We start from the raw sequence: 26148 nt of genomic DNA, 5'->3' as shown, positions 1-26148 counted from the left end.
TGAAGGGTCAGGCCGGTGGTGCGGCTGGCGACATCGGGAGGCGAAAGCCAGGATAAACAAACGATCGGCTGATCGTGTTGCAGTCCGCTTCCGAGAGTCCCTCTCGCCGCGCGACCTCGTACCACTTGTTTCGAACCTGCTCTTCCATCTCCAACACGATTTTTTCGGCTTCGTCTTTTTCAAGCAGGAAGCGCATGCTTTGCGAGACGATATTTTCGGCGTTGGCATAGCGGCCAGCGTCGCCGCAGACCATGGCGAGGTCGCGTCGCTCCTCGCTGATCAACGGCGTGGGCGTGAGATCGTAGGCAGGCGAGAGCTTCCAATCCGGCGTCATCGCCATAACCGCATGATTGCGCGGGTGATCATCGGTGTTGGAGATCAATGCGTTGAAGCACATCCTGCGGAACAATTCGGCAGCATCGGCACGCGGGTTGGCCGAAATTCGCCGCAGCTCTTCAACCAGCAGAACGTAGGACCACCGGTCGCGTGTGTCGTGCCCCTCTTCGGCGCGCAGGAGTGTCAGGCCGCTGAGCATGCGGGCGCGGAGATAGCCGCCTTCTGCCCGCTCGCGATCAAATCGCTTGACCATGAGGACGTCACGGCCGCCGACGACGATCACCTTGCTCTCCGCCGTTGTGACACCGCACGCCCGTGCGAGCACGAGCATCGCATGCTCAGCGCGCGCGCTGTTCCATTTGTCGTCCTTCCTGTTGAACTTGGCGATCCATAGGCCGTCGGTGTCCTCGACGACGGCCTTCGGCCGCGCGCCGCCCATCGACGTGCCGACCAGCAGCAACTCCTCGACCTGAGCGGCTTCGGCATCGTCTGGGCGATCTTCTTCATCGATGATGGCATCGGCGATCTTCTGCAGCCGAGCGAGGCTCAGCGTCTTGTTGAAATCGCGCTTGGGCGCTGGAGGCTGCTGATTCAGTCCGAAGCCGAGCGCGCCTGCGCGGTCGTCGGGTGAGTGCAGCAGGTAGTCCATCTCGTTGAGCTGGGCTGCACCGACATGTCGCTCGATCACGCGGCGCCCCCAATAGTCCGGTCCCGCGTCGCGCAGCGCGCCGAACAGGCCTTTCATGCCGACAGTTTCGTAGGTCTGGCCGGCAAGCCTGAGTTCGATCGGATCGATCGGCACCGCGTCGGCGCGGGCGAGATAGCTACGGCCGTAGACCAGTCTGCCGATCGCAATGTCGCGCCTGTCCTTGGTGAGTTCAAACCGCGCCGCGGTGACCGGCGCGGTCTGACCGGGCAAGGTGATGTAGACGAAGCATTCCGTCGGCGTGACCTTAGAAGTCATTGTCCAATCCCTTCGGGCTACGGGCGTGGACACGATCCTGAATCAAGGCGAGACGCTGACCCTCCTCATCGAAGCGCGGATCGGCTGCATCACCAAGGCGATCGATCAGGCCGTAGGCCCACAGCAAGCCCGCATACACACCGATCTGCGTCGAGACCTTGCCTTTCTCGGCGTCCAGGATGGCACGACGGCCGGTCCCGATCTTGGCGGCGGTGGCGTCGACGGTCAGGTTGCGGCGCAGGCGGGCGGTCCGCAGATCGGCCCCTAGCTTCTTCAAGGTTCGATCGACCTCGAAGGGGGGCGCCTGGACGAGATTGTTCTTGGCAGTCATGGGCTCTTAAGGGCTCCAAATCCCGGTTTTCGTGCTCTTAAGAGCATAGAGGAGGCAACTCCTTAACGGCAAGTATCTTATGCCCTTAAGAGCACCAAAAAGGTCATTCAGTGCTCTTAAGAGCACTCACCTCGAATAGGCGAGCAGCGACCAAGCCTACCGAATCGCGGAATTGTGCGGACTCCAAACACTCCCAGAGTCAATATCTTGTGGAAAAAGAATCACATTGAACCAAATATTGCGGAACTCCGATGAGTTCCTATCTCAGGTTCCAAAGCGCCGGCGACCCATCATTTTTGGGACGCACCACGTTTATAGAACAAATCCAGTACGGGAACGACCATGACCGCCTCTCTCACCTTTTTCCCTGTTTCCAACGGAGACATGGTTCTGATGTGCCTCGACAACGGTCAGCGCATCCTCATCGACATCAATATCCGCGGCAAGGCGGACGACGACGATGACGACACGCCGGACGTCGCCGAAGATCTGCGAAGTAGGCTTGAGCGGGACAACCAGGGCCGCCTCTACGTCGACGCCTTCCTGGTCAGCCATCCCCATAGCGACCACGTCGCGGGCCTGCGCAATCATTTTCATCTTGGGCCACCAGACTCCTGGGACGAAGACGACGACAAGATCCTGATCCGCGAGATGTGGTCGTCACCTGTCGTGTTCCGCCGCGCCGGCGCCAACGGCGAGTCGCTCTGCGAGGATGCCAAAGCCTGGCAAAAGGAAGCACGGCGACGCGTCGCGCTCTTCCGCGAGAACGGGTTTTCGACGGGGGAAGGCGATCGCATTCTGATCATGGGCGAGGACATCGACGGGAAGACCGACGATATTCTCGACATCGTCATCAAGCGCGATGAGACGATCGACGCCTGCAACCGGGTGGAGGACGGCTCGTTCCAGGGGCGGTTGCTGGCCCCCCTTCCTCCCATTGACGACGACGACGAGGAGACGCTGCGGCACAATCAGTCGTCGGTCATCATCCGCTTCTCGCTGCGCGGTGGCGGCATCAGCGATCGTTGCCGCTTCCTGACCGGCGGCGACGCCGAAGTCGCGATCTGGAATCGGCTGTGGAATTTGCACAAGGCAGAGCGCGCGGACTGGTTCACCTACGACATCATGGAGACACCGCATCATTGTTCCTGGCGCAGTCTGAGCTTTGATCGCTGGAGCGAGATGGGCGAAGCGGTCAAGGTCGATCCTGACGCGCGAAGCGCGCTCTCGCAGACGCGCAAAGGCGCGATCATCGTGGCGAGCTGCAAGCCCATCAAGGCGGACGACGACAATCCGCCGCACGAGCGGGCGAAGCGCGAGTACGTCGACATTCTCGACGATGATGCCGACCGGTTCTTCTGCACCGACGAATACTGGAACGACAAGAAGGTCGCCTTGGAGTTCGAGGTGAAGTCGAACGGCATCGTGCGGAAAATCGGCAAGGCATCGGCTCTCGCCGCACCGGCTCTCGGCATCAGCGCGACCGCCTCGCAGGCCCGCCCGCATGGAACCGGGCATGGCGGGAAATGACTTTCGCGGCCACGCCGAACGTTTTCTTGCGGCAGCGCTTCGTCATCCGGAGTGCCGGGGCGGCCGCCTAGTATCTGTCGATGCTGGCGGCTCGCGTATTGAGCTCGATTTGAACGTCGAGATGCCGCTCCAGTTCAAGGTCGACGGCGCGAGCCCGAACGGCGTTCGCGTTGTCGAGACGGTCAACGTGAGGCTCTGGCCCAGCTACCCATGGTCATCGCCCTCGTTCTCCTTGCGGATGGACTTCCCGAGGGATCTTCCCCACGTTCAGCCAGGTCCGGTGACCGAGCCGCCGCGCCCCTGCCTGATCGATGGCAACCAGCGAGAGTATTTCTTCCAGTTTGGCCTGGTTGAGCTCGGCATCTTCAACCTCGTGCATCAGCTTATTCTCTGGCTTCAGCGCGCAGCCGAAGGCACGCTGATCCATCACGGACGAGGATGGGAGCCGACCTTACGTCGTGACCTTAACGACGTGATCGCGCTCAATGCCGAAGCTTGCCGCGCGGTCGTTGATCGCAACGGTGGATATCGGGTTTTCAAGTCCACCTTCTTCCGTAGCGGCGGGGACGGTTCGCTCGTCGACAAGCAAGGCACCACGTGGCTGGACGTCAGCCAGACTCAAGCTGCACTCAAGCGGGATGACAAGAAGCTATTCGGGCGAAATACGCGGGATGGATACTGGTTCGGCGACACGGTGAGTTGCCTCGTCTGGCCCGATAAGAAGCCGAGTGGAGACGAGTTCGTCGCTGCGGCCTACATGCCTGAGACCGTCGACACCCTGGCCCGTCTGAAAGAGCGCGCCAACGAACTTGGATGCGGTCGAGGGTTGGACGTCTTTCTCGAAAATCTCAACCGCTGTTGGCAGGGCTATGTGCTCGAGGCGCCTGTTCCAATCGGAATCATCCTCTGCGCGCGGAGGCCCGAGCATCTGGTGGGATCGGTATCCAATATCGAGTTGCTGCCTTATCTGGTGGACATCAAGGCCATGAAGGGACGCGCCGCACTCTTCGCGGCAGGTGATGCGGAGCCCGTTGTGCCGGCCATGCAGATCGATGCGACGAATCCCACGCTGTTGCGCGACGTCTCCGGCGCTCCCGAACTTGCTCCCGTGTCGATGCTGGGCTGCGGCAGCGTCGGTTCAAAGATGGCGATGCATCTCGCGCGGTCGGGCGTAACTATTAGCGCGGTCAGCGACAATGGAATGCTTCGACCGCACAACATGGCGCGACACGCGCTGGCCCGTGCATCGTTCGCCGGTTCAAAGGCAAAAGAGCTCGCCAGTGAGCTCGGGCTGCTCGGACAATCGCCCGCGGTGCACGACGGCGATATGGTCGCCGACCTTCCCAAGAACGAGCAGCGCAAAATGTTTCTGCCGAAGGACGCGCGCTATGCTGTCAATACCACGGCATCACTCGCCGTCCGTGAAGCTCTCTCAACGATCGGATCGAAGCAGGCCAAAGCCCGGTTTGCTGAAGCGGCACTCTTCGGGCGCGGCGATGGCGGTTTCCTGCTGTTTGAGGGTGCTGCCCGCAATCCAACGCTTTGCGACCTGACCGACGAGCTCAACGCCACGGTGACGGACGACCGGGTCCGCAAGCTGTTGTTTGACCCTGAATTCGGCCTGACGGAAATTCAAATCGGTCAAGGATGCGGATCGCTCACCATGCCGATGACCGACATGCGTCTGTCCGCGATGACGGCGGCACTCACTGAAGAGCTTGTCGGCCTGATGCAGGCCGATGAGGATCCGGGATGCATCGTTGTCGGAACAAGAGCTGAAGGATCGTCCAACACTACCTGGACGCACGAACGCGTCGCTCCCTTCGAGGTCGTGACCATTGAGGGTCCGCAGGGATGGACCGTTCGGGCCTCCTCACGTGTCATGACCAAGATCGCAGAAGAGGTGGCGCGCTATCCTACCGTGGAGACCGGGGGAGTCCTGATCGGCACATGCAGCGCACGCCTGAGAACGATCATCGTGGTCGACTTGATCGAGGCCCCGCCGGACAGCGAGCGCTCAGCGACCCGCTTCGTGCTGGGGACCGCCGGCTTGAAAGCTGCCATCAAAGTGCGGCATCGAGCCAGCGGCGGGACGCTTTTCGACGTCGGTACATGGCACTCGCATCTGGCGGATCAAGGCCCTTCCGCGCTCGACCGCGCCACGGCTCGGCAGCTCGCGGCGGAACGACCACCTCCCTCTGTGTTGCTGATCCAGGCTCCCACACGCCTCTACGCTCTTATGCATGATGGAGCGATAAAATGAGCGGAGACGGCTGCGTAGCCTAAACCGGTACGCTTTCCTGCCGTTGATCTGATTGTTATCGGTCTGATCAGGCGGCTGATTGTGGCGGTATCCGTCTCAAGTCATGTGCAGGTCAAGCAAGCAGACGCGTTCAACGTGGATGAAATGGACTCTCGCCAGCGGTGAGCACACGCGTACCTAGAGATTCTTGCGGGATTCGATGTCCGTCGGCGAATAGAGATTCGACCGCGCCCCGCAGATCTTCCGGAAGCCAGGCGAGATCGGCTAGCGTAGCCCTTTCATTCGGGCGAAGGGCCGTTCGCGCACCTCGGTTTAGAAGCCACGCATAGAGAGACGCAGCAGGCTCAAGCGGCAACCCACCGCGCTGAGCACGGCGCTCCGCTGCTCGGCTCGCAATGCGCAGCCCCGCGGGGTCGAGATCGCCAAAGTAGAAAAGCCCTTCGGCCCGGAAACGATTAATCAACTCATCGATAAACATCTCATCGTAGGCCAGACTCTTGCCGTGACCGCCGCCGGCATAGGCGACGGCGGCGTAGCGTCCCGCACCGCGGTTCCAGGCGGAGAACGAGGCCCATGTGTCGTTGTTCTCAACAATGAGGATCGGCTGGCCGCGCGCAGTTGCGGGTCCCGCTTCGAACGGCAAAGGAATGGGGCATAGACGACAACCAAGTGAAGTGAGACTGACTTGCCCGAAGAGATTGTTTGTGCCGCCGCGTAGGTGATCGAGCCGCTTCTCGTCGCCGAAAATTTCTAGTGAGCGTTCTTTGATCGGCACGATGAGGCTCAAATCGGGATCACTTTTGAGCCACTCGTTGATGCGCTTCGCCGATTCCAACCGCAACCGGTTGCGCTCCCCTGCTGCAAAACTAAGCAATGGATGCCAAGCATAGCCGGCGATAACGACGGGTGGGCGTGGTTGTCGTTGCCCGGCGAGCATAACAAATCCCGGCAGGGCCGCGCCGCCGGCGCGGTCCCAGCTTCGTCTTTGCTTGGGAAGAAGTATCTCTCCCGTATCCGCGGCATTGAGGAGCACCTCAGCCAAGCGGGTGCGCCGATCCGGCTGCTCGGCAAGCTCGGGGCATGCCGAGGCGAATTCCCGGCGGAGCATGTCTAACGGGATACGCCTTCGCCCCGTTTTCTTGAGAGCGCGTACAAAGCGACGCGCGGCCTCAGGCGGCACGCTCGTCCCCCTTCAGGAGATAGTCGCCGGAGCGCACCCGGATGTATTTCGGCTGGCCATCCAACAGCACGCGCTCGCCCTGCACCAAACGCGTAATTGCGGGGAACATGTTGAGAACGTGCTTGTCCTCGCTACACGTCGTCACGAACAGCTGAATGTCCAGTAGGTCCGCCATCGTTTTCTGCAACACAATGTGCTCCATCATGTTGGACATGCCGTACGTATTGTCGAGCATCAAGAAGCCGCCCGACGCTGCGTTCTTTCCGTCTGTACGCTCGTCCATCGCCAGCTTCTGGATCACCGTATAGAGCATCATCGCAACGGTTACGCCCTCACCGCCTGACAGACCCATACGGTCCACGCGCATATACGGCTGGATTGCATCTCGCTTGGGCTTGAGAATTTCGATCTCAAGCGCACGACCGGCGTGTACACGGTTCAGCAATTCGGCAGCCAGGACGGCACCATCTGAGGGAACACGTCCGGTCTGTACCTGCTCGTCCAACCAGATCGAGAGTTGGTTGCGTACCATTTCGACTGGCACGTCACGCAGGCGCCGCTTGATCTTCAAAATGCGCTCGCCGCCGTAGAAGGCAATGTGGTCCGGAATCTTCGAACAGCGAGCAGCGCGCAGCAGGAGATCATCGGCGTGTATGACATGGAGCCGAAGCTGTTCCAGACACGCATTTTGGTCCCGCATCTGATTTTCGATCTCGCTGCGGACAATTCCGATGCGCTCGGTGATACGTGCTTGAAGCGTCTCGCGCTCCGCTCCCGCCGAGCGGTGCGAGTAACGGCGCAGGTGATCGGCGACTTGAGGTTCAAGACGGCGGAAGCTTTCGCTTTCAATCAGTTGGCGAATTTGCTCGAAACATGCTTCGGCCTCGTCGTCTAGCCGGCTGATTGTGGCACGCGTTTCTCCGATCCGGCTGATAACCTGATCGAGCGCAGGCTCGAGCTCATCATGATTCAGGCTTAGGTCTGGCAATTCGTCCCGGCTCGCTTCGGGGAGGTGCCCTTCAGCCCGCTTGGCAAGCGCTTGGACGCCGGTCAGCTTGCCTTTGATGTCAGCATGGCGCGTGCGCAAACCCGAATGCTCGCGTTCCATGTTGCGAATTTCAATTTCAAGCGCCTCTCCCTGTTGCTCACGCAGCGCAGCTTCATTGGCGCACAGTTCGGCTGGCGCTTGCGCGAATTCCGGAACCGGAATGGGTTTTAGACCGCTTTTCTTTTCAGCCCGCTCGATCTTCCCACTGACGGGACCAAGCGCCGATTGAGCCGACGTTAGCGTCGCGTCTGCCTGGACGACGGCCGCGCGGCATTCCAAGTCATTCTGATCCGCTTCCTTGATTGCACGCGCAAGATCGGCGACAGCGCTAAACGGCCCAAAATCGGCCGGCCCCAATCCGTCGCTGGCCTGCGCGTATTCCTGTTCAAATTTAAAAATGCTCTCTTTCACTGCCGAGAGCTGGAGCGAAACTGTCGCCTGTTGCGCGTCCCGCTTGCTGGCGAGGGCATGTTCAGCCGTTTTGTATTGGCTGCGCAGATCGTCAAACGTGCCCGTTCGATCGGCGGCCGCACCGTCCGTCTCCGGATAGTGCGCCTTGTCGGATCGGCGTGCGTTTGCATCGGCGCGAAGCGCCACCGCACGGCCCCCGGAATCGGTCGCCGCCGCGCGCGCTTTCACGGCAGCGCCGCGAGATTTCAGCGCGGCATCCTGCTGTTGCTGCTGTTCAGCAGTTGCCACCGGAATGCGCGCGGACATTTCGGAGATATCAACATACCGACGTAAGAACTGATCGACAGCCTGTGTCGCCATTTTCAGCCGGCTGATTCCATCGGTAAGCTCATGCAGACGGTCGCGGAATTGCGCGCGCTCTTGCGCAATCGCCTTTTGCCGGGCAATGGCATCCTTGACCTGCTGATCCGCGCGCTCCTTATCGGACTTAAACTGCTCGCAACGGCGCAATATGTCGTCAGGGCGGTCATCGCGATAGTTCTTGTGAAGCTCGCGGAGTTGATCGACGAGCGTGCCAATCGCCTCGATCTGTGCCACACAGGACGCAAGCTCCGCTTCCTTGGCTGACAAAGCATCCGCAAGCCGGGACTTTTCTTCCGCAGCCGCCTGTTTGTTAACGCGCGCCGCGCTGAAGGGGCCAAAGACGATTCCCGTATCCGTGGCAGACGTGGCCGTGGTCTGCAGCGTCGCTTCAGAGACGACCACCGGGCCCTTGAGTTTCAGACGGCCATCACTTGCGAGCGTCGACAGGCGCTTGCGGTCAAGGCGCGCAACGAACACGCCGCCAAAGCGTGCCGGATCATCGCGCAACAGCGCCAATGCTTCGTCGGCATCCGGCTTGAACTGCGCCAGATAGTGTTCTGCCGGCTGCGCATCGACAATACCGGCCTCCTTAAGGGCTTGGGCGACCACAGCGACATCGGCCGGCACGGACGATACGCCTTCAGCGTCGAGAAAACTAAGCTCGCCTGCGATCGCCTCGCGCTCGGTCGCAAGCTTGCGGTGCACTTCTTCGGATAACGTCCGCGCGGCGCGCGCGCGCTCCGGCAAATCCGGTCGATATGGGTCTTTGGATTCGCCAGCCAGTATTGCGGCAAGTACCTCGCTGGCAAGAATGGCCTGCTCCAAAGTCCGGCCAGCCTCGCCGAGCTTTGCGAGACGCGCAGCCTCCTCTGCGCAGCGGCGCGAATCCGCAAGTGCCGCAGTGCGGAGGCCTTCAAGATCGCGCGCTTCCTTTTCTCGCTGCTCGTCTTGCAATTCGGTATCGGCGACGGCATCGCCTTGAACCTTCAATTCGCTATCGATGCGCGCCAACGCCGCAGCAGGACTTTCTGCCGCGCGAAGGGCACCCTGACGCTCGAGCTCCTTGCGCTCGCGGTCATGCTCCGCCACCCGTGCGGCGAGACGTTCGACTTCGGCCTTCAACTCCTGTGCGCGAATGCTCGCCGCACGATCCTCCTCGGCGTGCGCTTCAGCCAGCTGATTTGCCTCTTGGGCCCGCTGTTCGTAGATATGGGCATCACGCTCGGCCTCGGCAGCCAGCTGATCCAATAAGGCATGAAGATTCGCTCCGGCGCGCGCAAGGAGTGCACGGTCAGGAGCAAGATCCCGATCGATGCGATCCAACTCCGCCTCGAAGGCTTCTCGCTGTCCTTGCGCCGACGATAGTTTGCGACCGATATCAGTGGCGCGCGCCGCTTGGAGTCTGCGACTTGCGGCTGCTGAGCTGTCTTTTGCCCGTTCTACTGCCGCCTTGGCATCGCTAAATCGCCGGTCGGCAGCAGCCTTCTCCAGAAAGAGAACCTCTCCTTGGAGCTTGCGCTCGCGGGCGCGAGCGTCTTCGACACCCTGCCCCTTGATAGCCAATTCTCCGCCGACGATCTCCCATTCCACTTCCAGCTTGGTCTGATCGATCTTGAAGCGGGAAAACAGACGGCCGAGCCGCTTGAAGTCGTCGGCACGCTCGGCTTCGGCGGCTTCCAGAGCTCCGGCGGCGGAAATGAACGGCGTGAAGCCATCTGCAAGCTGCGTAAGAACCTTAAGCTGGTCCTTTCGCTGCGGCAGGCCGCGGATTTTCGTAAGTCCCGTCTCCAACGCCTGCACGACACTGTCGGCGGCATCCGGCGGAATCATAAAAGCGAATATCTTTTCGAGAAATTGTTGCTCGGACTTGAAATCGAGAAATGCCGCACCGATGCCGCCCTCTGTGCCGCAGAACCGGCGTTGCACTTCGATGACTTTCAGCTCCACCCCGAGTTCGGAGGTCAAATGCTTGCGCCATGCAGTGAGCGAGTCGGTGGAAAAGAATGTCGGCTTGCTGCGCATATCGCGCGCCCAACGCGTGAAGTCATCGAGCGAGCGCAATGGCGTGTCACCCGACAGCCCGCGAAAGGGCAACGTATCCAATGAGGCGTCAGCGTCGGCCTGGAATGCAAAGAACCGCCGGTGTCCCGGTTCTCCATCATCTCCCTTGGAAGCAGGCGTGAGCCAAAATACCTGGCCGATGACATGACGCACCGGTTTATTGTTCACGCCGGGTTTGATCAGCTCAAGCGCGACCACGCCAAGGCGTCCCGGCATGAAATAATGCTCGATCCTGTGCTGGCGGTTGATTTCCGTGCGCAGAAACTTGCGACGATCCGGCTCGAAGATGCTGAACAGGAGCGCGAGGATCGTGGTTTTTCCAACGCCGTTGGGCGCGTGAATAACGTGATGCAGTGCCGAACCGGTCGCGTCTGTCGGCTTGATCAGAAGCTCCTCAAACACGCCATCGACATAACCGCAGGCGTCCAGATATGCGCGACTGATCTTAAGCATGAGCATTCTCCCTCGCCTCACTGGCGCCGCGGGCCAGATCGAGAAGCGGCACGGAGGCATGCTCTGCGAGCATCATCCGAAAACGCGGCGTGGCAACGTAAAGATGGTTTCCGTCTTGACGCTCATCGACCGCCACGAAACCCGCTTCAAAAAGATGATTGAGGACCAGCCCGACAAGGCCATGCAGGTGGCTACGTGCCGTCCGTCGCGCATCCTCGACGATCTCGGGTAATGCCCGGATATATTGCCAGCCCTTTCGCCAGCGTGCAGCTGCCGCATCGCCCGTACGATCCTGCGATTCCAACGCCTGACATAGCTTGGTCAGACGATCTCTGATCTCGGACAATGTCGCGCTAGGCGACATGATCTCATCGCTGTCGAGCGCATCTTGTACCGGATAAAAGGTCGCGCACGCAGCCACCAACACGAGCGCCACAACCGCAGCGTCGTCATTTGAAAAGTTCCGGCGGAAGCGCGAGATCGTATAGGCGAAGACGGACTCCATTTCCGTACCCAGCACAATGCCCGTGCGCGCGTTCACACCAACCACCCGCAGCTTCAGACCTTCGGCGACGGAAGCGACAATGGCCTTGAAGCCTCCGTCATCCATCCAACGACGGACCAGATCGCGGTATTCTGGATGTGCTTCGGGCAGCGCACGCGGATGCAAGCCCCATTCGACAAGTCTCGAGGCGTCTTTCACGTCATTGGGAAGCATGAACTCCTCCGCCCGTGGCGCGCGAGAATCTCACATCGGTGCCCTCAACGAACCCCGCATCGAAACGCGTGCTCAAAATCGACGCGCCGCCGGCAACGTCTGTCGTGCGCGGATCGATCGCCTGTTCCAGGATAAGAAAAAGACAGCGTTGAAAGGCTGCGTCATCAGGTCGATCCGAGGCCGCCCGCGATAAAAGCTCACCGAGGGTGATGGCTCCCGTCGCGAGGATGGTCGCGCGTGCAAATTGTTCAGCCCGCGTGATGGTTGCCTCGTCGAAAGGCAATTCCAGCCCCACGGTAGGATCATCGAATTCAATGATCGGATCGAAGACGCCCGCCTCTTCAACATCCGGCTCGAATGCGGCAACCGCGGCTGCGATGTCGAGGACAAGCGGCGGCAGCGTTCCGGAAATCGCGCCAAAAACTCCGGATGCATTCTCAATCAAGAAGTTCGCCGGAGCCCGCAACAAAGGATCGAGAATCTCATTTTCGAGATCGGGCAATCGCGCCAAGGGCCGCAGCTTGAGGGTGTCAGCCTGGAGGTGCAAATATTCATCTGCCGTCTTCTGCACCACGACGATGAGCTTGCGGTGACGCGTTTGCACATCGAGCAGCAGCGTGCGGATGCGCGAGAGATGGCGGCGGTCCGTCTCATCCGTTACATCAGCCGCCGTATCGCTCAATTGGGCCAGCATGGCGCCCTCGCGCATGATGGACGCATCCAGCAGACTGCGCGCCTCCTCCATCTTCGGGCCAAGCTCCTCATGCCACATGACCTTGAGGATGGCGCGGCGCGCTTCCGCCATAAGCAGCCGGATCGCTTCGGCAAGACGAATACTGTTGGTTCTCGTCCGTTCTGCCGCAGACGCCGCATGATCGTAGAGTCCCCGCTTGAGAAACTCTCCAACGATGATCTCGCTGACCTGCGTCGCTGTGAGTGGATCGTGCGCCAGCAAGCTGAGATGGATTTCAATCGCTTCCTGGGTCAGCCGGTAACCCACCGTCCCGTCCGGGAGCGGCTCCGCTCGCAGCAATGCGAATTCGAAAAAGACCCCCTCAGGCTGATCTGGATCGAACAGACGGACCTTGAAGCGCGCGCGGCGGTCGCGAGCGTTGGTCAAGCCGTCGAACACATGCTCTGCCAGCGCGGTCGCATCCGGGTCAGAGAGATTTCGCGACTGAAGCCGTGCCAAATCCGCAAGATATTCAATCAGCTCTGCGCGGCCCGCCGTTCCGCCGGCGCCCATTCGGTCGATCAGCAATTCGATGGCGGCAAGAGCCAGATAGCGCATGTCCACGCGCTCCGCCGTCTTGGCGGAGACGTGCAGCATTCCTTTGTTGTCTTCGGCCCGCTGCAGGGGCGCAATCAAGGACAGAGCTCGCAGATGGCTGGTCAGGCGCGGCGCAGCATCGGCGGAAATGAAACGCTGGTCGGACATGGACGCATTCGATTTGTCTGTGGATCGCCCCTGCAGGCATTACGGAGTGCAACTTTTGATGCGCTTTTCCCCTGGTGAGCACACACCAAGATTGAGGCGGGGTCTACCCGCACCAAATCAGGAGCTCTGGCTTGTCCCGGAACCCAAAGTATGGAACAATTAGAGAACAAATGCAAACCCAACGGCCGCCAGCCGTGGCGGCCGTTCCCCTCCGGACGACGCAATGCGCCCCTCCTCTGGACGGGTCTCAGCCCCTCAGGCGATCGGCAAAACGCTTGAGATCAACCCGATCCTCATCCATCAAAAAAAAGCCGCGAGCCGGATAATCATTGGTCCCGCCGGCGAGAACGCGCCGTCCGTCGATCTGCGAGACCATATAAGCAAAGGCCGGATTGAAGCGTCTAAGCGGCCATCCCGTCGCTGCATGCAATTCTTCGACGCCTACCGTGTTGCTCCTGGCAAGCGCCAAGTCCACGAGCGTAACCACATCCGACGCCGGGTCAGTCTTTATCGCATGCGGATCGAAAGTGATGAACAGCTCGGCGGCGACGCGTATCCGTGGAATGCGTTTGGAGATTACGGCGCTCGTCCGCAGATAACCGTCCTTCGCAAGCTCGGCCACGGCGAACGCCAACTCGTCCATGCTGGAATCCGGAAAGGCCTTCGTCAGTTCCTCTTCGGCGATGAAATCACCGAGGCCTTTTTCTGATCGTTCCGCAACCCATAGTGCAATGCGTACGGCCAGCTTGCCTAATTTTCCGACCCTCAATGTCGCCGGCTCCTTCGCTGGAGGCGCGATAATCGGCTTTACAGGCGGCACATCGCGGCTTGGAGGCAGCGCGCCGCTCGCAAGCCACGCATCGATGTGGTCGACGGTCATTTTGCAGATGTCCGCGAACTGAAGAATGTCCTCGCCAACCAAGGGCACCGTTTCGCCAAGGCGCGCATCAGCCGCGTGCTCGGTGAACATCGCATCGGCAATCCCGAGATTATGCCCAATGACATGACGCTTCTGGATATTCAGCGTGAGCACAGCAAGCGCATCAACACTCAGGCTTCCGAATGGATCGAAGCCGAATTCGGCGAAACGCTTCCGGCCCCGCTCGATGTTCTGGAAAGCATTTCCGACTGGCTTCACCTCGGGCGCGTCTGCGGGCCGCGTCGTGAGCTTGTAGAGATAGACGGTTTTGAGAGTTGCCTCGAATGCGGTCAGGACATCCTCATGCGCATTGCCGAGCAGCCGGTAAGCCAGTTCCCCCTGCTCTGCACCCAGCTTGCCGGCCATCTCCACTTGCTCCCGCACGAGCATCGCCTCGCGGGCGAAATGCAGATGGATGTTCGGCGCTCCGCAATCCGGGCAGAACAGCGAGATCGCAAAGACCCCGTAATCGCGGCCGCATTCGTCACATACCAACTCGCGCAGCAAATCGCGGCGCGCGAAACGGGGTCGAGGTTTCGGATGCGGCTGCGGACCCGGCTTGATCTTGACGAACTTATTCCCGGCGAATTTGCGCCCAAGATCGGCGAACATGCCATGAAAGGCCTCAGCGACGTCGGCCGCAGCGGCGTGCGCGACCACTTCCTGCGCTGCCGCTACGTCGTCCGGATGTGTGAAGGCATCGTCTTCATCCAATGTGCCGCTATACGGACAGATTGTGCCGGGCGTTCCCGGCATATGGGACATACGCGCGCTCATGGTTTCCGGGAGAGCGAAGCCTTCCACCCGGTCGCCAAGCAGAAAAAGTCGCGGATGCGCATTTTCGTTCGGTGAGTACCGATAGACACGGCCGTCCGGCGTTTTCGGCAGGGGAATTCCAAGCTGCATGTCGCTGCCGACCCCGCCGATCCTGTAACTCTCCAAATTCTTGAAGCGCATGGGTCAACATCCGCCTGGTCATTGAATCACGTCGCATAGCCGATTGTACCATGGTCAGGCAGCAACGGCCGATATTCTTAGCCCGCGCGTCATATTGCCTGCGCCATCTCCAAGTAACGGCAGAAGGCATTCGCAAGCTGCATCTGCTGCGGCGTACGGCATTCCGCTTCGAACAGCGACGGCGAGCCGACAAGGATGCAAACGCAGCGCGCCCGCGACGTGGCGACGTTCAAGCGGTTGGCGCTGTAAAGAAACTCCATACCGCGCGGCGCGTCCGCGTGGCTTGATGTGGTCATTGAATAGATGACGATCGGTGCTTCCTGCCCCTGAAACTTGTCGACGGTGCCGATCCGCGCACCCGGCAAGCGATCTTGCAATTCGAACACTTGCGCGTTGTACGGCGCAATAATCAGGATGTTGTCGAGTGCAACAGGAGCCTCTTCTCCGTCCGGTCCTATCCATGTCGCCTTCGATGCAAGGATCTCTTCGACCAAGGCCTTGATAACGTCCGCTTCCTCAGGGCTAGCGCTTTGATTGCCTTCATGTTCGACCGCTAGGTAGCGCAAGCCAGAGCCATTCACGCCGCTTTGTGATTTGATCGCCTGTTGCTGCAGGCCGGGTTTCGACCGCAGCCTGTCTTCGTAGAACAGCTCAGAAGTGAACGAACATATCTCCGGATGCAGCCGCCATGTTTCTTCCAGGAACAGCCCGCGGTCGGCAGTGACGGTGGCATGTTCGCCCAGGATGTGCTTGAGCGCCGATACGTCCGTTCCTTCCGGGTGACTGCCTTGCAATGGCTGTTCGAGTTGGCGCGGGTCGCCGAGCAGAACGACCGTCTTTGCCGCGTGCGACACCGCCAGGACGTTCGCGAGCGACATCTGCGCCGCCTCATCAACGAACAATACATCAAGGGCTTCGAAAGCTTCCGGGCGAGCCCATAGCCACGACGTTCCACCGGCCACCGGACAATCGGGCCCGAGCGAAGAGAAGATTTTGGCGTTGTCGGTCGTAAACCGGATGCCGGGAACGTCGTCCGCCTTTTCCGATAGCTTCTGGATGCTCTGAATTGGCTTGCCGCTCTGCTTGCACGCGCGCTGAATCTCATCCAGCAGATTGCGGATGACTTTATGGCTGTTCGCGGTGATACCGACCTTCTTTCCCGTTGCAACAAGGGCGCAAATCATGCGAGCGCCGATGTGCGTCTTACCCGCGCCCGGAGGTCCTTGAATGGGAAACACACAAGGCTCGAATGCCGGCGAGATGCGAACCGCTGCACTGCGCGTCGTCTCATCCACGTTTCTGATCGGCTGCCCACCGATCTTCGGCGCATCGAATAGAAGGAGATCGCGCGCCGCCTGATAGCGTCCCGGCCCCTTCATTCCATTTGCGATGACATATTCGGCGATACGCACGAGGGCTTCTGCCTGCTCCTCTGTTCCAATCACCTTATGCGAGAAAATTGCCTCCGGGTGCAGTGAAGCCGAATCCTGCCGCTTCTTGATGTCCACCGTACGGTCGTCAAGAGAGATCGCGTTAACTTTGCCAAACGGCTTCCCTCCGACCGCACGCAGATCTTCATCGCCGCGCAGCTCCGTTTCCTGCGCCGGGAAGCTGTAGCGGTGAATAGGCGCTTTTGCTGTTCCTCCAACATTGCCGGCGAACGTCAGGCCGGAGATCGCAGCACGCTCGTCGAGCAACTCCTCTGCGGACAGAGCCGACAAGCGGAAATACTCCCACCAGGTCGCCTTTATCTCGCGGCCGTGGAAATCCAGAACATTGCCCAGAAGCCAGCGTGCATGTTCATCCGGTGTCCGGTCCGTCACATCGACCGGAGCCACTTGCGTCAGGCTTTGGACGAGCGGAGCAATACGCTGCTGCCATGCGGTGAGCTTTTCGCTTGCGTCTCCGCTCTTGGGCTCGGGACGGTCTATTGTCGCGCCTCCCGTGAGGAGCTCGGCGCGCAATCCTTCGAGCCAATCACGCAATGCCCATGCCGATAAACAATCATCCTTGTTGTAAGCGTCGACGACCTTGCGATCGGCATCTTCTATGCCCTGCACATCGCCGAGCTCAAGGCAGGCCTGGACCTTGGCAAGTATCTTTCCGGCGTCGGACAAATCTTGCGCGCGCTTGTATTCGTAAAGCGGCTCCAGCTTCTTGATGGAATAGCTCTCGACGCTGGCGCGAATGCTGTGGCGGATCACGGCGAACAGATCGACAAGCACGCCGCCGCGCAGCAAGCGATCGATTTCCTCTTCCCGCGCTGCGTATCGGCCCATAAGGCGCTTCAAGGCGGCCGGTTCGTACGGCGCGAAGTGATAGATGTGCAGGCCCGGATATGTTTTGAGGCTCTCAAAGACGAAATCGACGAAGCGTTCAAAAGCAGCTTTTTCATCGGCCCGGGTGAACGACCATTCCGCGCGATGCTGCGCTTGTCCGCTTTCGTCCTGATAGGCATAGCCGAACAAGAATTCGAGCCCGCCGCCCCGCACGAAGGGATCGCCTTCGAGGTCGAAGAAGATGTCTCCCGGCGACGGTTCGGGCAGACAACAAAGCCCGAACCCGGGCTGAATCGGCAAGGCCTCATGGATGACCTTGCCTTCCGTCCGTCCCTTGACCTGCAGTCGCGCCTGCTCGCGAATTTTCTCGTAGCTCTGAGCGGCGCCACGATCCGGCTTCCACGGCCAGGGCAGAACAACTTCCGCCAGCGTCGCGGTCGTGCCGACATCATGGCGTCTCAATTCGCCAATCTGGCTTTTCGAGATTCCGGCGACGAGCGAGAGGTGATCGTCCTTTCGTCGCTTCTCATCGCAATGTCGCCGCCATCGGCAGATGTCGCAGTGCGGGTTCGGTTCGGGATAGAGATCGTCGGCCGTGCCATTGTCGACCGACTGTTCAAGACTGCGGCGCACGCGCCGGTAATAAGCCGAATAATCTGTCGTCCGATAGATTTCCGGCTCGAAGCCTGTCTCCGGGGTAACGACGTAGCTGAATTCGGGCAGTTTCTTCTGCATCGATGCGAGCAGCTCCGAATACAATGAAAGCTGCAAGACTGTGCCGCCCTTCGTCTCCTTGGCAAGCTTGGTGTCAACGACTTCATAAGACCAGGCGCCAAAGACGCTTGGCTTCTCGACGCGGCGAAGCACGTCAGCCCGCCCGCTCCATACGCCATCCTGAAGGGCGGCCTGGACAACGATGGATGCACCGCCCTTCATGGCGGCGACGGTCTTATTGACGGCATCCTTTTCGACGCCGATTCCGCCGATCAGGCGTATCTCATCTCCCTTCCCTTTGAGATGATCGATGTAAGCCTTTTCATGCTGCGCACCGCGTTCTGCCAGGACTTCCAGGACAGGATCCCAAACGGACGGCTTCGCGATCTCGCCGCGCGCGGTAGAGAGATCGAGCGCTGTCAGGTAGCGGCAGTTGAGATGCCCCACCAGGTCGCTCGCCGTAAGATGGACCGTTTCCCCGTCCTTGCGCATGAACGCCACGCTAGTGCAACCGGGGCGTGCTCCGCAACACGGCATTGAACTTTTCGGCTAATTCATGTTCCTGCGTCGCAATACGCGACGTATTCACTGCGGCCACCGCCATGCCCGTACAATCTTTGGACGCGCTCGGTCAGCCTATTTGCTCGTGGAAAAGACGACGTCCTGCGCGTCGATCCGGCGGAAGTCCGACACCGATCACGCTTGACGACTACCATCGCACACGGGCGGAGTTGCAATGGCACGCTCGCTGGCCGAGGCTGGGCCACCGGATCGAGCAATTTTTGTTCGGATCTCAAGCCGAATCTTACGTGCCTTACTTATTCTGACGCAGGACGAGTCAACGAAGGTGTCTGGCACGCAGTGTCACCTGACCATTGCCTTCAATCGAGGTCAAACGTCAGGGAATTCAAACCAGCGCCCACCTGTCCCGCAGCATCTCGGCAAGCTGCGCTGATTCAGCAAGCGTAAGACTGGAGAGTTCGTCCGCAAGTGCCGCGAGATTCTTGGTTGTCCGCACGGCCGGATATTCATCCTCAATCATCTGGCTTTCAATGACCTGGCCGGGCTGGAAGTATCCAAGTTCCTCACGCAGCTTTTGCGCTCTTAAGATGGACTCCTCCGCCCAATCCGCTGTGTCCCAGAAAATGAAATCCTCAGACGAGCCGCGTATCCCACGTGCATCGAGTGCAATCCCGACGATGAAGCGCCTTTCCGGTCTTACCGCTTTTGCAGCGATGCATCGCGACCTCAGGTGAAGCATGCGATCGGCGCGGTACGCCGCGTAATCCTTCCCTTGATCGCCGCGACCGATGAACAGGACGTAGTTGATGTCTGCCTGGTCGGAGGGAAGCAATGTGCTTACCGCGTTATTGCGGGCAATCTCGGCGCGCTCCAGAATGAGTTTTGACAGGATGCGTCTTGAGAAACGTGTCTCACCGGCCATTGCTCTAACCAGTCGCTCGTGATCGGACATCTGTATTTCGTTCCCGAACTCAAGCGTCTGCGCCAAATAATGGCCGGTGACGTATTCGATCAAACCGTCCCAGAACTGCCCTATCTTGTTCCGCTCTCGCCCAGCCTGGAATTCGGGAGACGCCTGCGCTTTCGCCCACAAATCCGGTTCGAGCCGATATTCCTTGTCATGTTGCGGAAACTTGCGGCCGTTCCACAGGTAGTAGGCCAAGATGTCCAGTTCAGATTCCGCGTATACAAATTTCTCGTTTTCAAAGAGCGCCATCTTGCTGTTCAGGTAATGGATTAGGTCGGACGTCGTTGAGAGCTCCGTCAGCACGACCTTGATACTGTCTTCGTCGAATACATGAACCCAGCCGCGGGCTTGGCTTATTGTGCCGACCGTGAACGGTTCGGCATCGTCGACAATTCTTGGATTGATCCTGAGCGCACGCACTCCGGTTTCCGCCTTGGCTCGATCCAACGCGCCCAGTGCCACGCAAATGCGGTGAACACGCATCTCCGTAAGTGGCGGCAAACGGATCGGAAGAGGCTCCGCGCATCTGGTGTCGAGGAAGACCTGATCAGGATAGGTGCGAAGCCAGCGTTCCGCCTGGTCGACCTGATGAGCCGAGCGGGCGACGGACCGCCGAAACCAACGAGACCAATCAAGCATCGAGTCGCCGGTCAAGGGAAAGGCACAGGATTTGTCCGAGAACACAAGCACGTCGTTGCCAAAGACGACCAAGAGGTCCGTGAGCTCCTTGCTCGGCTTCTTGAAAAGATTGGGATAGGTCCAGAGTTTCAGGAATGAACGATCACAAAGCTCGGCCAGAAGCCGCTCGGATGGTGTCAGCCCCTCGGAACGTTTGAAGAGCATCGTCCGCTACTCCATTGTGGCCAAGTGTCCTTCAACGCGACCTAAGAGATCATCGCGCGTGCGAGCGTTCGCGGTAAGATCTGAAATGGCTGACGTTGCTTAGTGTGCTGGGGCGCAAAAGCGAAAGCAGCAGAGGGCAACTTTGCGAGAACGAATAGTAAAAAATCGTAGAACATGCGTGCACAGAAATTGCACACGACCCACGTCTAACTATTTGATTTCAATAAACTCTCTGTCCAATCCATCATCGGCGCGACGGAAAAACGCCGCGAGGCCATGGTTGCGGTCGTGCTCATCGCGGTCAGATGGCGCAGATCGGGCGTCGGCGCAAGTCAGGCCGGACCATCCGCCATGGCCGCAAATGCCGGTGTCGTCCGCTCGCGGATGCCGCCCGGTCCGCGCAGCAGAAAGCGCGCGGCAATATCGCGAGCGCTGGCAAAGGCATATCCGCGCTCCGCCCCCAGCACAGACAGCGCGGTGGCGAGCGCGTCGGCGCGCATGCAGGAGCGGTCCAGCACCGTGACGGACGCAAGGTTATCGGGGATCGGCCAGCCGGTGCGCGGGTCGATGGTGTGCGAGAATTTGCGCCCGTTCACAGCGATAAAGCGCTGCGCGTCACCCGAGGTTGCCACCGACAGACCGTGCAAGGCGACGATCGTTTCGCCGGACGCGCCTTGCACCCCGTCAAGCGCGACCCACCAGGGCGACTGATCCGGCTTGGTGCCGCTGCCACGCAATTCGCCGCCGATCTCGACCAGATGATCCGCGATGCCGCGTTGTGTCAGCATTCCGGACACAAGGTCCACCGCAAAGCCTTTTGCAATCGAGGACAGATCGAGATGCACGCCACCGGGCTGGCGCACCGCACGTCGCTCGTCGTCGACGAACAGACGCGACCAGCCTGCGGACGCTCGCGCGCGTTCGATCTCGGTCTGGGCAGGAATATCCATCCGCCGCCCCGCGGCACCGAAGCCCCAAAGCTCGATCAGCGCTCCCAGTGCGGGATCATAGGCGCCACCGGTTTCGCGGGCGAGATCAAGCGCAGCGCGGAGGACGCCGAAGAATGCTTGCGGCAATATCTGCAGGCTGCCGGGTTGCGCACGGTTGAACCGGCTGAGGTCGGACTCCGGGTCCCACTGACTCATCTGGGCAACGACCAGCCCAAGCCGCGCTTCGATGACATGAAGGAGGTCGCGTTCGGTGACACCCGAATGAGCGGCAAATTTCACCGACCATGTCGTCCCCATGGTATTGCCGGCGAGCGATACGACAGGCACCCGCCGCGGCGAAAACGGCGCAATGTCGGGCACATGAGGCGGAACCAGGACGCGCCGCATGCGCAGCGCTGCGCTATTGCGGCAACACTTCGAGCGTCGCGATATAGCCGGCACGGCGCTGCTTCACCTCTTTGACCGGCGATTTCTCGTCGCGCACCACCGCTTCCATCCAGTACATGCCGGGCCCCGGCCACGTCACACTGAACTTGCCGTCGGCGTCCGTGGTCAGGTTCATCTCGCCGAGCTTGTCGCGATAGCGGTTGCCGCCCGGGATCACCGTCACCTTCAGATTGGCGGCGGGCTTGCCGTCCAGCAGCATGCGGAAACTCGCGTCGCTTCCCGCAACCAGATCGTTCGGATGCGTGATCGGCGAAAGCTCGAGGCCCTTCCCGCTCGTCTTCAAGGTATCGGTGGACGGCTTGCCCGCCGTGACGAACACTTCCATTCGACTTTGCAGATACGAAGCGCGCAGTTCCTCCGCTTCCGGCGGAACCTCCTTCGCAAAATCTTCCGCATTGCCGCGCCAGCGCTTGACCTTGCCCCCCTCCTTGAAGCTGGCAAACACGCCGTCATTCACCACCGCCAGCTTGTAGGTGCCCTTCTGCTTGAGCGGCACGTCGAAGGTCGAGCGATAGCGCCCGATATTGCCGTTCTGCGGCTCGACTTTCGCGCCGTCGGGCGCCGAAATCAGCAGCACCCCCGGGCGGCCGCCGCGCGCGCCCAGCTTTTCCGGCGGCGCGCCGATATTGGCAATCCGAAGCGGAAAGTGCTCGAAATAAAACAGGTCGTTCGACACAGCGGCATCCACGGTCACCCAGACCTCGCCTCCCGAGAGTATCGTCGCGGACGGCAGCATCCATGAGCGATGCGCCTGCGCCGATAGCGGCAGAGCGAGACACAACGCGGCAGCAAGCCAAGTGCGCGGGAAATGCGTGCGCGAGAATTTCATGATGTGGTCCTGCTGTTTCAAGGTCTGATGTCGATCGCGACGTGCCCGAGTTCGTGCCCGCCCTTGATCCTTTGACTCTCCGGAGCCGTCGCCGGCCAGCGGAACGGCAGTCGCAAGATTTCGCGGCCTCCGACTTCGCGCGCGGCCTCGATCACGAGGTGATAGTCGCCCGGTGTCAGACCCCTCATGGGAGGCTGATCGACCGCCACGTTGATCGTGTGCTCGCCAGGCGCACGCGTCGCGCTCGACAGCCCGTCGACCGGCATGGTCAGTTCACGGCCGGACTTGCGCCACCATTGCCGCATGTCCTTCAGCCATTTCGAGCCTTCATTGTCCTTCAGCTTGAGGTCGTACCAGACCGCAAGATTGCCGACGAAGGACTGATCCGGTTTCTCCAGCCAGATCGCGACATAGGGCCGGTGATATTCGGCGACATTGAGCCGCGGGATTTCAACGCTGACCCTGACCTCGGCGGCCAGTCCCGGCGCCATCATTGCGCCGGTCATCGATATCGAGACGAACGTGCGCATGCCGGTCCTCAATGGATGAAATAGATCGCGATCAGGAGCGGGATGACGACACCGAGCCCAACCATCGGCCAGGTCGACGGCCGGGCGTGCGACAGCAGGTGCAGCAAAACGAGGCCAGTCAGGCAAAACACGATGCAGGCGACCGCGAATGCATCGAGAAACAGCGACCAGGCGGCGCCGGTATTGCGCCCCTTGTGAAGGTCATTGAGATAGGAGATCCAGCCGCGATCGGTCAGCTCGTAGTGCGCCTCGCCGCTGTTGCGATCGAGGTTCAGCCAGGCGTCACCTCCTGGCCGCGGCAGCGCGATGTAGATGTCTCCGGGAGCAAGTTCAGCCTCGCGACCGCTCGTCTCGACCTGCAGGGCGGTGGAAGCCCAGTCCACGATCCCCTCCGGAACGGGCATTCGGCCCTGTGCCGGCAGTGACTTCAGCGACTCGACCATTGCCGCGGGCAAGGTGGCGGTGCGCTCGCTCACGGCCAGCCTCGCCTCGATCCTGCCGGCATGGTTCAGTGTGATGCCGGTGATCGCGAATAGAAGCATTCCAACCAGGCAGATTGCCGCGCTGATCCAATGCCATTGACGCATCTGGCGCAGCCAGAAGGCGCGGCTGCCGAGCGTCAATTTGCGCCTCATGGGGAACGACTTGCCTGCGATCACGACCATGCTGGACATTGGTCACGTAAGTAACCAAGATCAAAACCGCTAGCAAACACAATGATTTATCGGAATTCCAAACTGCTCTGATGCGGTCCCTGCGAAGCGCTCGAAACGGCTGGCTGCGCGGCAGATCCGGCTCGCGGCCCGCCAATGGGCAGACGCACAAATACCGTGGTGCCGCGCCCCGGCGTGGAGCGGATGCGCATGCGGCCGCGATGCAACTCCACCAGCGACTTCGCAATGGCAAGACCAAGTCCCGAGCCATGATGGGTCTTGGTGAGCTGGCTTTCCACCTGCTCGAACGGACGCCCGAGCCGTTGCAACGCATCCTGTGCGATCCCGATCCCGGAATCGCTGATCGCAATGGCGATGCACCCCCCGGCGCGACGTCCGCGGACGGCCACGTGCCCGCCATTGCCGGTGAATTTCACGGCGTTCGACAGCAGGTTGAGTGCGATCTGCTTCAGAGCCCGCCGGTCAGCGCGCAACGCGATGTCGGGCGCGATCCGAGACGACAGCGTCAGCCCTTTCTCTTCGGCGCGGGTGGCAACCACACGCAGTGAATCCGCAAGGATGTCATCCAGCACGACATCTTCGGCCTCCAGCTTCATGCGGCCAGCCTCGATCTTCGACATGTCGAGCACATCGTTGATCACATCCAGCAGATATTGCCCGCTGTGATGAATATCGCGGCAATACTCGTGATACTTGTCGACACCGAGCTTGCCGAACATGCCCTTCTCCATGATTTCGGAGAAGCCGATGATGGCGTTCAGCGGCGTGCGCAGTTCGTGGCTCATATTGGCCAGGAATTTCGACTTGGCCTGGTTCGCATCCTCGGCGCGGGTCTTTTCAGCGGCATATTTCTCCGCCAGATCCTGGAGTTGCTGTTTGGATTGTCGCAAATCCTCGACGGTCGCAAGCAGACGCGTCTCGCTGTTCTTCAGCTTGCGCTCATGATGCTTCAGACTAGTGATGTTGGTGCCGACCGAGACGTAACCGCCATCCTTGGTGCGCCGCTCGCTGAACAGCCAGTGGCCGTCCTCCAGTTGCGCCTCAAAGGAGCGCGCGCCCGGCAAATCCGGACCGACATTGGAGAAGTTTCCGAGATGCAGATGCTCGCGTCCGGCTGCGAGCACCGCTTCATAGGTCGTGCCCGGCGCGACCAGAGCGTCCGGCAGCTTGTGCAGGTCCTGGAAATTCGAGTTGCACAGTACCAGGCGATTGTCGGAATCCCACAGCACGAAGGCCTCCGGGATGGTTTCGATCGCGTCGCGCAGCCGCATATCGGCCGCGGTGGTACGTTCGACCAGCGTCCTCTGTTCGGTTACGTCCACCGCAATTCCAATGAGATGCAAGCCGGGTTCGGCCGGCTGGCGGACCACCTCGCAGCGCACTCGCAGCCAGACCCAGCGGCCGTTGGCATGCAGCATCCGAAAATCGTGATCGATGGCGCTCAGCCGCTCGTCGGCAACCTGGGTCGCGAGCGCGTAAAGGTCGATATCGTCGGGATGGACGTATTTGTTGATTTCGCCGAAGGTCATCAGGTCGTCGCGTGCATCCAGGCCAAGAATGGCGAACATGGAATGCGACCAGAAGATGCGTCCACGCGCCAGGTCCCAGTCCCAGAGGCCGCAACGCCCGCGGTTGAGCGCAGTATCGATACGGCTGCGGACGGTGTCATAGATGAGGTCGGCTTCGCGCGCGCGGGTGGCCTGCCAGTGAAACGCAAAGCCGAGAATGAGGAGTACGAATCCCGTCGTTGCCGACAGCGTAACCGTGAGTGCCGTGTCCGAGCGCCAGGAGGCGAGCGCATCGCTGCGGCGCTGGTAGACCACAAGCTGCCCGAGCGGCTCCTGCAGCGTGCGGACCGTCGCGAATGCGCGTTTGCCGTCCGCGAGCGTCAGATCGAGAACACCGGCGCCGGCGCCGAGAATGGTTAGCGGAGAATCACCGAGGATATCGGACAGCTGTCGCCCGGTGACACCGGCGATGTCCGGCGCGGCCGCAACGATCATCCCCTCGGGGCTGGTGATGAGAATTCGGCGACCGGAGGCCGTGGTCCGCGGCGTGCGCGCCATCTCAAGCTCGGTCTGCGCCCTGCGCCATGCGGTGGAGCGATCCCCCGGGCGCGGACGCTCCATTCTTTGCGCCAGCACTTCGGCAATCGTCTCGATGTCCTTGGTTGCCTCTGCCAGCGCACTGCGGCGGTGATCCAGCACCTGGACAAATGCGCCGATGGCGATCGTGACCAGAAATGCGATGATGAGGGCGGGAACGGCGCGCCGCAGCGCTGGCTCCGCAGTGAGCAGGCGCCTGTAAGCCGGCTTCGCGATCGACTGCGCCAATCCCTTGATGGAATCGGAACGCGCAGACGCATGCGCAGCCTCGGCGCGCGCCATGAATTGCCCCCGTGTCGGATTGCTGCCCTAACAC

17 protein-coding genes are annotated in these 26148 nt (G+C 60.6%); 3 read left to right on the top strand and 14 right to left on the bottom strand.

Annotated elements, in window-relative coordinates; all coding sequences use genetic code 11:
* Nucleotides 1-7: 7 nt before the first annotated feature.
* Both AB7F49_RS04415 and AB7F49_RS04410 read right to left on the bottom strand, forming a co-directional pair.
* Nucleotides 8-1300: a type II toxin-antitoxin system HipA family toxin gene (locus tag AB7F49_RS04415; RefSeq protein ID WP_086089411.1), complete on the bottom strand. Its 1293-nt coding sequence runs from the start codon at nucleotides 1298-1300 to the stop codon at nucleotides 8-10.
* Nucleotides 1290-1631: a helix-turn-helix domain-containing protein gene (locus tag AB7F49_RS04410; protein ID WP_086089410.1), complete on the bottom strand. Its 342-nt coding sequence runs from the start codon at nucleotides 1629-1631 to the stop codon at nucleotides 1290-1292. The genes AB7F49_RS04415 and AB7F49_RS04410 overlap by 11 nt, the downstream gene beginning before the upstream one ends.
* A gap of 342 nt (nucleotides 1632-1973) precedes the next feature.
* On the opposite strand from AB7F49_RS04410, the gene AB7F49_RS04405 reads away from it, so the two are divergent.
* Entirely contained in the window at nucleotides 1974-3161 is a 1188-nt protein-coding gene (locus AB7F49_RS04405) for a hypothetical protein (protein ID WP_245303458.1), read from the top strand.
* The gene (locus AB7F49_RS04400; RefSeq protein ID WP_428520611.1) at nucleotides 3136-5424 is read left to right on the top strand and encodes a Mov34/MPN/PAD-1 family protein; all 2289 of its coding nucleotides are present in this window, start codon (nucleotides 3136-3138) and stop codon (nucleotides 5422-5424) included. The genes AB7F49_RS04405 and AB7F49_RS04400 overlap by 26 nt, the downstream gene beginning before the upstream one ends.
* Nucleotides 5425-5554: 130 nt before the next feature.
* Here the strand turns inward: AB7F49_RS04400 and AB7F49_RS04395 are convergent, their stop codons facing one another.
* The 5 genes from AB7F49_RS04395 to AB7F49_RS04375 form a co-directional block, all read right to left on the bottom strand.
* Entirely contained in the window at nucleotides 5555-6457 is a 903-nt protein-coding gene (locus AB7F49_RS04395) for a Wadjet anti-phage system protein JetD domain-containing protein (RefSeq protein WP_394017822.1), read from the bottom strand.
* Nucleotides 6458-6593: 136 nt separating this feature from the next.
* Complete coding sequence (locus tag AB7F49_RS04390) at nucleotides 6594-10940, bottom strand: hypothetical protein (protein WP_086089407.1); 4347 nt, start codon at nucleotides 10938-10940, stop codon at nucleotides 6594-6596.
* Nucleotides 10933-11658, bottom strand: coding sequence for a hypothetical protein (locus AB7F49_RS04385; RefSeq protein ID WP_394017642.1), 726 nt, complete (start codon nucleotides 11656-11658; stop codon nucleotides 10933-10935). The genes AB7F49_RS04390 and AB7F49_RS04385 overlap by 8 nt, the downstream gene beginning before the upstream one ends.
* Nucleotides 11645-12904, bottom strand: coding sequence for a hypothetical protein (locus AB7F49_RS04380; RefSeq protein ID WP_428520610.1), 1260 nt, complete (start codon nucleotides 12902-12904; stop codon nucleotides 11645-11647). The genes AB7F49_RS04385 and AB7F49_RS04380 overlap by 14 nt, the downstream gene beginning before the upstream one ends.
* Nucleotides 12905-13343: 439 nt before the next feature.
* A complete protein-coding gene (locus tag AB7F49_RS04375; protein WP_428520609.1) occupies nucleotides 13344-14129 on the bottom strand; it encodes a hypothetical protein in 786 nt (261 codons plus the stop codon).
* On the opposite strand from AB7F49_RS04375, the gene AB7F49_RS04370 reads away from it, so the two are divergent.
* Nucleotides 14100-14867 (top strand): hypothetical protein, encoded by a 768-nt coding sequence (locus tag AB7F49_RS04370; protein WP_428520608.1) that lies wholly within the window; start codon nucleotides 14100-14102, stop codon nucleotides 14865-14867. The genes AB7F49_RS04375 and AB7F49_RS04370 overlap by 30 nt on opposite strands.
* 194 nt (nucleotides 14868-15061) lie before the next feature.
* Here AB7F49_RS04370 and AB7F49_RS04365 read toward each other — a convergent pair whose 3' ends face one another.
* From AB7F49_RS04365 to AB7F49_RS04335, 7 genes are all read right to left on the bottom strand, one after another.
* The gene (locus AB7F49_RS04365; RefSeq protein ID WP_394017821.1) at nucleotides 15062-18457 is read right to left on the bottom strand and encodes a TM0106 family RecB-like putative nuclease; all 3396 of its coding nucleotides are present in this window, start codon (nucleotides 18455-18457) and stop codon (nucleotides 15062-15064) included.
* Between the two features lie 415 nt (nucleotides 18458-18872).
* Entirely contained in the window at nucleotides 18873-20297 is a 1425-nt protein-coding gene (locus tag AB7F49_RS04360) for a hypothetical protein (protein ID WP_428520607.1), read from the bottom strand.
* A gap of 332 nt (nucleotides 20298-20629) precedes the next feature.
* On the bottom strand, nucleotides 20630-21634 hold the full coding sequence (locus AB7F49_RS04355; RefSeq protein WP_428520606.1) for an FAD:protein FMN transferase: 1005 nt from the start codon (nucleotides 21632-21634) through the stop codon (nucleotides 20630-20632).
* Between the two features lie 13 nt (nucleotides 21635-21647).
* A complete protein-coding gene (locus AB7F49_RS04350; RefSeq protein WP_428520605.1) occupies nucleotides 21648-22523 on the bottom strand; it encodes a DUF4198 domain-containing protein in 876 nt (291 codons plus the stop codon).
* Nucleotides 22524-22540: 17 nt separating this feature from the next.
* On the bottom strand, nucleotides 22541-23053 hold the full coding sequence (locus AB7F49_RS04345) for a DUF2271 domain-containing protein (RefSeq protein WP_428520604.1): 513 nt from the start codon (nucleotides 23051-23053) through the stop codon (nucleotides 22541-22543).
* A gap of 8 nt (nucleotides 23054-23061) precedes the next feature.
* Nucleotides 23062-23688, bottom strand: coding sequence for a PepSY-associated TM helix domain-containing protein (locus AB7F49_RS04340; RefSeq protein WP_428520603.1), 627 nt, complete (start codon nucleotides 23686-23688; stop codon nucleotides 23062-23064).
* Between the two features lie 86 nt (nucleotides 23689-23774).
* Nucleotides 23775-26114 (bottom strand): PAS domain-containing sensor histidine kinase, encoded by a 2340-nt coding sequence (locus AB7F49_RS04335; RefSeq protein ID WP_428520602.1) that lies wholly within the window; start codon nucleotides 26112-26114, stop codon nucleotides 23775-23777.
* Between the last annotated feature and the right edge of the window lie 34 nt (nucleotides 26115-26148).

Source organism: Pseudorhodoplanes sp., from assembly GCF_050250235.1.
GTDB lineage: Bacteria > Pseudomonadota > Alphaproteobacteria > Rhizobiales > Xanthobacteraceae > Pseudorhodoplanes.
The sequence above is the reverse complement of the archived record's forward strand: the minus strand, read 5'-3'. Positions and strand labels throughout refer to the sequence as shown.

Bases quoted from the DNA above. Each gene is read 5' to 3' on its own strand.
- AB7F49_RS04415 (WP_086089411.1), bottom strand. From the start codon at position 1,300: ATGACTTCTAAGGTCACGCCGACGGAATGCTTCGTCTACATCACCTTG.
- AB7F49_RS04410 (WP_086089410.1), bottom strand. From the start codon at position 1,631: ATGACTGCCAAGAACAATCTCGTCCAGGCGCCCCCCTTCGAGGTCGAT.
- AB7F49_RS04405 (WP_245303458.1), top strand. From the start codon at position 1,974: ATGACCGCCTCTCTCACCTTTTTCCCTGTTTCCAACGGAGACATGGTT.
- AB7F49_RS04400 (WP_428520611.1), top strand. From the start codon at position 3,136: ATGGAACCGGGCATGGCGGGAAATGACTTTCGCGGCCACGCCGAACGT.
- AB7F49_RS04390 (WP_086089407.1), bottom strand. From the start codon at position 10,940: ATGCTTAAGATCAGTCGCGCATATCTGGACGCCTGCGGTTATGTCGAT.
- AB7F49_RS04385 (WP_394017642.1), bottom strand. From the start codon at position 11,658: ATGCTTCCCAATGACGTGAAAGACGCCTCGAGACTTGTCGAATGGGGC.
- AB7F49_RS04380 (WP_428520610.1), bottom strand. From the start codon at position 12,904: ATGGGCGCCGGCGGAACGGCGGGCCGCGCAGAGCTGATTGAATATCTT.
- AB7F49_RS04370 (WP_428520608.1), top strand. From the start codon at position 14,100: ATGACGCTTCTGGATATTCAGCGTGAGCACAGCAAGCGCATCAACACT.
- AB7F49_RS04365 (WP_394017821.1), bottom strand. From the start codon at position 18,457: ATGCGCAAGGACGGGGAAACGGTCCATCTTACGGCGAGCGACCTGGTG.
- AB7F49_RS04360 (WP_428520607.1), bottom strand. From the start codon at position 20,297: ATGCTCTTCAAACGTTCCGAGGGGCTGACACCATCCGAGCGGCTTCTG.
- AB7F49_RS04355 (WP_428520606.1), bottom strand. From the start codon at position 21,634: ATGCGGCGCGTCCTGGTTCCGCCTCATGTGCCCGACATTGCGCCGTTT.
- AB7F49_RS04350 (WP_428520605.1), bottom strand. From the start codon at position 22,523: ATGAAATTCTCGCGCACGCATTTCCCGCGCACTTGGCTTGCTGCCGCG.
- AB7F49_RS04345 (WP_428520604.1), bottom strand. From the start codon at position 23,053: ATGCGCACGTTCGTCTCGATATCGATGACCGGCGCAATGATGGCGCCG.
- AB7F49_RS04340 (WP_428520603.1), bottom strand. From the start codon at position 23,688: ATGAGGCGCAAATTGACGCTCGGCAGCCGCGCCTTCTGGCTGCGCCAG.
- AB7F49_RS04335 (WP_428520602.1), bottom strand. From the start codon at position 26,114: ATGGCGCGCGCCGAGGCTGCGCATGCGTCTGCGCGTTCCGATTCCATC.